The following is a 9,270-nucleotide window of genomic DNA, read 5'->3' as shown; positions in this document are numbered from 1 at the left end:
ATCGTAGAGTGGATCGCCCGAAGTGACGAGGTGGTCAACGGCGCCGGAGGCACCTTCGAGTTCGCGCGTGATGATATCTTCCGTGACATCGCCCGCGACATTGATCGTGTCTGAACCCAGACCGCCGATAACGCGATAGGCTACGCCGAAAGCCGTCGATTGGACGAAGAATTCATCGTCGCCTTCAAGCCCGTCGACCTCGACCACTTCGATCGTGGTGTAGCGAACGTTGAGGCCGGCGCCGAAGATACCCTTATCGGTGATGGCGAAATCGTCGGCGAATTCCGTGCCGAGGATAACCAGCTTGTCAAAGCCGGTGCCGCCGTCGACCGAGACCGGCGCGTTGACGTTGTATTGCACTTCGTCTTCGCCGCCGCCGGCGCGGATGTCCGGCGCGCGCGCGACCGAGAAGCCGAGCCCGATGATCGACTTGGCGACGCCGAAGTCGTCCAGCACGATAACGTCGTCGGTATAGTCGTCAGGCGTCGAGTCAGCGTCGGCGAAATTGATCACGCCATCGCCATTGGTGTCGAGCGTCACCGCCGGCAAATCGTCCTGATCGATCGTGCCGTCACCATTCCAGTCCTGGTTGGCGACCGCCGCAATGGCGAACGCGCGGACGATGAACAGGTCGTTGTTGTCGTCGCCTTCGAGCCGCAATTCGGCCTGGTTGGCATAGACCCGGAATTCGTCGTTGCCGGTGCCGCCTTGCGCCACCATCGGCGCACTGATGCCCGGGCTCAGCCAGCCGCGTGTCGTGGCCACCATGTCGGGGAACACGTCCTGGTCGAGCAGGTTGCCGCCGAAGAACGGCGTGACGCCGTTTTCCGCATCGCCGGTGCGTTTGGTGCCGAATATCTGGCCGATGTTGAAGGAGTCGTCACCGGCGCCGCCTTGCAGCGAAACGATCGCCGTGGTGTCGTCGGAGTAGAAATTGTCGTTGCCGCCCTGCCCCTCGATGGTGATCCGGCCATTCAGCGCGGTGTCGTAGTTGATGCGCGCGACTTCGTTCGAAGGCTCATTGTCCTCGATCGTATCGGCATAGGTCTTCGGCTGTCCGTAGACCATGGCGACGTAGCCTGGACGGTCGGCGGCTTCGTGCGGCAGATAGTTGGCGCCGCGCAGCAGGAAGATGTCGTCGATCGGCTTGTTGCCGCCGATCAGACCATTCTGCGACGAATCGTACCCGAAGATCGTCAGTTCATCGACACCGTCGATAGGACGCCCGCTGTCGAGAATGTTGATGACGTAATTGCGCTGGAAGTCGGTGCCCGCGGTGCCCTGCCCCGGATTGTTGGAGCCAAGCGTGTAGATCTCATAGAGATCGGTGCCCGACACGCCGTCGAGCGTAAGCGTGTGCTCGGCCGCCGTCTGCATGTTCGGAGAGGTTTGCGTCGTGGTATCCTGGAGGTAGTAGACGCGGAAGCGGTCTTCGCCATCGACGTTGTTCACATCGAGGTTCTGGCTGCCATAGGCGCGGGTCTTCGAGCCGAGGAAGACGTAACCGGCGCTGCCCTGCGTGTTGGTGCCACCGGCACCGGACGTGTCGCCGAACTGGATCGTGTCGACATCCGTATTGCCGAAGATTCGGGTCAGCACGGTCGGTCCGGTGACCGGGTTCGCTGTCAGCGTCGGCGTTGCCGAGCCGACCGGCGCGCCGATCGTCTTGTTGCCCGGCGTCACGGTTGCGTTGGCGATGATGCGGCCGCGCAGCACCATCACGGTGCCGAAGGCGAAATCCAGGTTGACGAGCGCATGGATGACCTCGTTGGTCGCCGACACGTCGCCATAGATGTCGATGCTCTTGGCCGCCAGCGTTTCGCTGTTGGAATCGAGCGTTACGTTGTCGCCGACGCGCAGCAGCACGGAACCCTTTTCGGCGAAGATCTGGCCATGTGGGATCGCACGTGACGCATCGGGCTGGAAGGTCGGGAACGTCGTGCCATCTTCACCGAAGCGGGCACTGCCGCTGTGCAGCAGGTCGAGGTTCTCGCCCTGAACCGAGGTCTCGCGCACCGTGATGCGGATGTCGCCATCATAGGTGTGCGCCAGCACCAGCCGCAGATTGCCGGCGGTGCCGCCGGGAACCTCCGGCGCTTCGGCCAGGTAGATGTTGTTGCCGGCCTCAAGTGCGACGTCGTCATCGCTCGAACCGCGCGATGAATCGATCTCGAGGTCGTTGGTAAAGGCGCCGATGGAGCCATTGCCGTTGGCGTCGAGGTCGATGGTCTGCCCCATCACGTCGGCCAAATCGTCGCCCAAGCCGTTGTTGCGTGAATCCAGGATCGAGCCCGCGACGGTCCTTAGCGACACATCACGGATCGTGTGGACGGTATGAACATGCATGTCGCCGACGACTTCGTCGAGGAAGATGCCCAAAGTCGCATCCGCGCTGATGTCGAAGGCGCGCAGCACACCGAGCCCGCCGGCGCCATTGCGGTTGTCAACGTTGATCTCGAGGAAATTGCCCGGTTCACCAATGCCGCCCAGGGCCGAATTGATGTCAAGCAGCGTCGGGTTGAGCACCTCGGCAGCCACCTGGAAATGGGTCGGGTTAAACAGCCCCACGCCAGCGGCCATGGTGATGTTGCGGCCGGAGACATCGGCCTCGATCGAGGTCGGGTCGCCGTTGTCATTGCGCGCATCGAGGATGCGCCGCGGCGAATACAAAAGCACATCCGAGGCGTTGGAGCGAATGCGCTCGATGCGCATGTCACCGGTCTTTTCGGTCAGCGCGATGTAGCCATTGGTCAGCACGTCGATGTCGCCATTGCCGGCGATCTCGGTGATGCCCAGTACGTTGATGGTGGTCGCCGAGGGTGCGGGATTGGCTGCCGCGACGATGATGTCGCCGCCCGTGACGACCGAGCCTGCCTGCAGCCCGGGCAGCGTGCGCAGGCCGGTTGCCGGGTCGAGGCCCCGGAAATCATAGGTCGACGCGATTTCCGTGTTACCGGTGGCGAAGACGCCACGGCTCAGCGACGGGATAGCTCCCTCATCCGGCCGGAATTTATTGTAGTAGGTCTGTCCGCCCGCGGGCAACGCCGGCGCCTTGACCAGCAGGCCGCCGGACAGACCGTCGCCGAACTGTTCAATGCTGGCTTGCAGCAGCACGTCCGCCGTATTGCCGGCATTGATCCGGTCGATCTCGACGATGTAGAAGCCCCCGGCCGGCGCCTCGCGCAGCAGCGCCTTGAGGTCGAGGCTGATGTTGCCGAGCGCATCGGTGGTGAAGGTCTCAGCCGAAATCAGGCTATGCAGATCGGTCAGCGCGCCACCCGGTGCCAGATCGATGGCCGTGCCGGCCAGAGCGTTTGTCAACGTGGTCGCCAACTTGACGCTCTGCCCGTCGGGCGAAGCGATGATGTAGTAATAGCCGCCGTCGGTGAGCCCGCCGATGGCCGTGGTCACGGCATCGTAGCGCACCAGCTGGCCGGTATAGAAACGGTTCTCGACCCCAAGGAATACCTGGTTCGTCAAGCCGGCGACGCGGCCGGTGTCGAAGCCTATGCCGAGCGGCAGGCCGGCGCTGTCGACGATGTCGATGTTCACGCGCGCACCGGTCGCGCCGATGTTTTCGTCGGCGCGAATGTTCAGGATGTGGGTACGGATCAGCGACTGGCGGCCGTCACTGCCTGTGACGCCGCGATCGTTGGTGGCGAACACCGATCCGTCGGTGTTGACGATCGAGGTCGTGCCGATCGGGTTGTCGATCGTGCCGTTGATGTAGATATCGGAATGGCCTCCGGTGTCGGTGATCTCGACCAGCGTCGGCGCGACTTCGCGCACCACCTTGAAAGTCAGCGTCACACTCTGCGACGGGTTGAGCCATGCCAGCGGCTGCTCGTCGGTGACGACATCGATATTGTTGATAATGATGTCCTTGTCGGACTCGTTGCGGATCGACACGCGCTGCAACGTATCGCGGAACGTCCAGGTGCCGCCTGCGCCGATCATCGAGTTCGAATCGAACACCACGTCGCCGGGACCCGGATTGACGATGTTGTTGACGACAATGTCATTGCTTTGGATCGTGCTGCCTTCGCCTTCGGTCGCACTGCCGCCGCCCGCGGTGTCGTTGACCGACACTTCGACCGCGACATCGATCTGGCCCTCGGCGCCGACGACCAGTTGCTTGATGACCAGTTCGGGTGACCGGCCCGAAAGGATCAGCACGTCGGAATTGAAATTGATCGATTGCGGCCTGTCATCTGGACTGCTGCCGCTCGATCCGCCGGCGGCGAGCGAGCGCTTGCTGTCGTCGGCGTTGTCTGTCTGCGCGATATTCGGGCCGTTCACGGTCGAGGCAAACAAGGCCAGGTGCTCGGCCGAGCTCCCAGGCTCCTGCGGATAATCCGGGTGTCCGAGCACGACATCGCTATTGTCGCGCGGACCGGCCGTCACCAACGCTCCTGCCGCGCCGAAAATCTCGGACGAGACGTCGGTGTCGTTATGGGCGTCGGAATCGACGAAGCCGAACAGGCCCGTCGACCGGGCATAGGATTTCGCATGCGTGTCGACATTGTCGTAGCGGGTGATGAGGTCAACGCCTTCCCAACCCGTCAGGTCGGCGCCCGCATTGATCCGCACCTGCGCATCCGGCCGTGCCGTGATCGTGCTTTCGGCCTCGCCCTCGCCATAGAAACCGGCGCCGCGTCCGTCGCTGCCGGAGAAGACATGGAAGTTGTCGACCCGCGCCGCAAGCGAAGTGCGCCGCGCGCTGAGCACGGCGTTGGCCGCCAGCGAGACGATAGCGTCGGCCTGGTCGGCGTCCGGATCGACGTCCGGCGAGCCAATATTGACATGCGTGATGGCGTCGCCGTCACCGCCGAAGCCGATGCCGGAGGCGGTCGATTTCGCCGTCACATCGACGGATGCATTGGCCGTGGCCTTGGCCAACTGACCAGCCAGAACGATAGCATTGGAGCCGATCGTCGAAACCGTATTGTATTCGATGCGGACATCGGTGGTCGGGTCGGCCAGGCCGACCGCACCGCCAGCGCTCGACTGCGAGGCGGCGCTGGTAATGGCATTGCTTGCCGAGGCCAGCGTGAAGTTCTTGCCCGCGGTGATACGTGTGTTATCGCTGATCGTCGCCGCGCTGATGATGTCCTGATAGCTGCGCGCATCGGCATCGCCGATGGCGACGAAGCCGCCGGTGCCATTGACCGCGTAGGAGGAGGTGTTGGTCGTCACCGATGTGCTGACGGTCACGTTGCCCACGGTCGTGATCTGCGTCGCGGAGATCGTCGCCGAGACGTTCGGATTGCTGATGATGTCGGCATCGTTGATCTGCACGCCGACGAAGCCGCCGCCGGAACCCTTGGCATAGGCCGAGGAGACTCCGTCGCCCGATTGCGGGGCGATCTCACTGAGCGGAACCTCGCCCGGGCCAAACAGGAATTGCCCCGGTGACGCCGATGTGGCGCTGTCGTTGATGTCGATGCGCAGTTGCTGCTCGCTATCGGCGGCCGCCGAGATGTCAACCGCCAGCGCAGTGAGGCTGTGATTGCCGTAAGGGCCGGCAATCGCCGTCGGTGTCAGAGCAATCTGACTGCCCCCGCTCGGTGCATTCCACAGTTCGAACGTGTTGTCGCCAGGGCCACTGACGCCGCGCACATAATAGGTCTTGCCGTCTTCCAGCCCGCCGATCGGCAGATTCTTGGCATTGACCAGCGAATGTATATCGCTGGCGCCGACGTTGAGCGCCGGATTGGCACTGAGGCCCTTGTTCGGGGCCAGTGCGATGATCGGCTGATCGAAGGTCTTTGTCTGCGTTCCCGCCGTGACGCTGTTCGCGACAGTAAGGATCAGCGTGCTACCGGAAACACTGGCGATCGTGAACGTGCCAGAATTGGCGCCGCCGCCGCCGATGAACAGCGTGCCAGCGGCAAAGCCGTTGTCGGCCCAGTTGAGGCCGTCGGTGCGGATGATGCGGTCGCCAGCGGCATTGCGAACGAACTGCACCTCTTCGGTGATCGCGTCGTTACGCTTGAGCTGGATCGTCGAGGAGTTGACGACATGCACACGGTAGGTCTGGCCGTCGACCAGGCCGCCGATCGCCAGACCGGTTCCTCCGCTCGCATTCTTGACGTCGTAGACGACGTGTTCGCCCTCGACGAAGCCATGCGCCAGCGCGTTCCCGTCATCGTCGAAGAAACGGATGTCATCGGCGTTGGCATCGGCGATTGGGGAGCCATCAGGGTTGAGGCTGCTCGAATTGACGTCCACCTGGCGACTGACGAAAGTGCGCGCGTCCGGCGCCTCATAGGTCACCGCCGTCCCATTGACGAAGCCATGCGCCGCGATGGTTATGCTGTTGCCCGCGACATCGTCCGGTTGGAAATTCTTGAGGTAATTCTGTGGGTTGACCGCCTTGTCGAAGGTGCCCACCAGCTTGATGTGCGACCCGTCTATGACCAGCACATAATAGAGATTGCCCTCGGTCAGCCCAAAGCTGTCGACTGTTTCGTCTGGTCCCGGATAGTAGCGGACGGCATCGCCGCTCAGGAAATTATGGCCACCCGCGAACTCGATGATCTCGGTGTTTGGATCGATGTCGGCGGCATTGAAGACGGAGCCGAAATAGAGCGTGTTCGGATCTGTCACGCCTGCATTGACGACATTGATCACGCTGTACTGACGGTTCACGGCCGAATCGTCCGGATCCGGCCAGTTGAGGCCGGGAATGACGGCGCCGCCGCTTCCGGCATCATATTCGACCGTATCGCCGGTCACCAATCCATGCCCGTTCACGGTGATCGTGTTGGCGGTGCCGTCGACATCGACGATTTCGTAGGTCGGCTGCACGCCGGGGATCGGCGAGGCGGAGGCTTCGACCAGGATATCGCCGGTCGCGTTGATCACCGCGCCAGCGCCGATCGAGCTCGCAACCGTCGGGCTGACATGGGTCGTCGCATCCGAAGCACCGGCGCCGAAAATGCCGCCTATCGAAATGCCGACAACCTTGGCGTCGCCCTCGGTTTGCGCCTGTGCCTTCAGCCGCACATTGCGCGCCGACTGGATCGAGGTGTTGTTGCCGATCGAGGCGCTGACCGATGATGGGCTGGCTGTTGCGACCGCACTGTTGATGGTCAGTGCGCCAAGAACGCCGCCACCGGCGGCTTCCGCCACGGCGAGCGCGCCATTGACAGCGAGGGCTTCGATCATGATGTCCGTGACCGAGACGATGTTGGCGTTCATCGCGGCGTTGCTCTGGCCATTGGCCTCGGCTTCAGCCACGGAAGCACCGACCGCCGCCGCTCCGAACGAATTCGCTTCGGCATTGGCGACGGCATAGTTGCGAACGCGCGACTTGATGTTGATGTCACCGGTGATGGTGAATGCGCCGCCGGCGCCGATCGTGGTGTTGGCAACCGCATTGGACCTCGCGGTCGGCACCGAGCCCTGGCCGCTGAACAAGCCGCCGCCGGAGGCTTCCGCATAGGCCTTCGCCCCGCGGTCGGTCGCCGTCTCGCCCTGGTAATTGTGCGACGACAGCATGACGATGCCGCCGGCGTGAACCGTCGAATTGCCACCGATCGATGCAGTCACCGTCGGGACGACATTGACCGTCGCCAAGCTGGTGCCGGCCGCCAGTGCGCCGACTGAAAGCGCGAATATGTCGCCGGTCGCATCGTGCAGCGTCCACGCCTCGACCGTGAGGAGGCCCGTCGCGCTGATATTGGCGCCGCTGCCAATCGATGCCTCTACGTTCGGCTGAACATCTATGAAGGCGAAATTGAAGGTCAGTGCACCGAGCCCGGCAGCCAGCGCGAAGGTGTCGGAATCCACGTTGATCGTCGAGTCCGCATGGACCGTGATGGCCCCGACGGCGTCGACCTGCCCGATCTGGCTGCCCGTGCCGATCGTGGCCAGGACTTCCTTGGTGTTGTCGTCGTCATCGCCGATGGTGACGTCGCTGTAGGACGCGCCGACGGCCACCGCACCGGCTTGTATGCCGGTGGTCAGCACGTCAAACGTCTGGTTGCTGGTCGCCGAGACCGTGAGGCTGGCCGCGTCGTTGACCACCGTGTTGTCGAGCAAGCCGGCCTGTACGCGGCTGGTATCGTTGACCACCGCGACCGATGCACCGAGGCCGACGAAGCCGGCCTGCAAGGCGACAGTCGTGACATCGATATTCTGGCCGAAATGGCTTTCAAGGCGGATGGCATTGCCAGCCTTGAGGTTTCCGCCGGCCTTCGCTCTCACCTGGCCCGAGACATTGACGACGGAAATCGACGCGCCCAGGCCGACAAGACCGGCGCCCAGGCTGCCGACCAGGATGTTGGCTTTCATCTGTTCACGCGCGTTCACGACGATGTCGTAACCAGCCTCGACCGTCGCACCGCCTTCGACGGAGGCGGTGGTGCCACGCTCGTCGGTGACGGCGGCGGTTAGCTTGTTGGTCAGGGCGCCTGAGGTCAGTGCGTTGGCGCCGACCTTGTCGCGGGCGCCTTCAACACCAGCCTTGACGCGTGAGTCGGCCGTGTTGCTGTTGGCGCCGCTGCCGAAGCGGCCCAATTCCCCGGTGATGCCTGCGACGCCACCGTCGGCCTGTTCGCCGGCCTCGTCGTTGGCGGTCTTCGAGCTTCCGTCGTCCTTCGTCGCGTTGCCACTGCCACCCTGGTTGTCCTGGTAGGAATCGGTGAACGCCTCGCCGATCGACCAGACCGACACGGACGCGCCAAGCCCGGCGACGCCGACGCCGCCGCTGAAGGCGAACCCACGCAGAACCTTGATTGCGACCGCATTGACCGAGACGTCACCGCGCGCCCGCACCATGGCGTTGGCGTTGATCGCGGCAACCGTATCGTTCTTGATGCTGCCGAAGTCGATACCGCCGGCCAGACCGACGAAACCGGCGCCGAGAGCGCCCGCGAAGGACGTGACCCGGACCTCGTTGGCCGCGTTGACATAGACGCCTTGTGCGCCCGACACCGTGCCTGGATGGGCGAGGTAATCTGCAGCGCCCTGATTGATGTCGGCGCCGACCCCGATCAGCGCCTTGGTGTCGGAATTGAGCAGCGTCACGGTGACGGAGCCAGCCAGGCCGACGTAAAGGCCGGCTGCACCGGCGACCGTGACGTTCGTGACCTCTTCCGACGATTCGGCCTGCACGATGACGCCATGCGCCTCGGCCGCGCCGAAGCTAGTCGGATCGCCGCCGCCGACGATCGTGCCGGTCAGCACGCCGCCGATGCCGGCACCGTTGCCGGACGCGTCGATGCTGGCATTGTCGCCGATCGTCGCTTCGGTGAGCTTGTCGAC

Annotated in this window: 1 protein-coding gene; it reads right to left on the bottom strand. The window is 63.6% G+C overall.

Annotated features, from left to right (window positions below):
* Positions 1 to 9,270, bottom strand: a 9,270-nt coding sequence (locus EN984_RS37645) for a hypothetical protein (protein WP_164765447.1), incomplete at both ends; no start/stop codon positions are given.

The sequence above is a fragment of the Mesorhizobium sp. M7A.F.Ca.CA.004.12.1.1 genome, assembly GCF_003997835.1.
In the GTDB taxonomy this organism is placed as follows: Bacteria; Pseudomonadota; Alphaproteobacteria; order Rhizobiales; family Rhizobiaceae; genus Mesorhizobium.
This window is presented reverse-complemented; position numbering and strand designations above follow the sequence as displayed.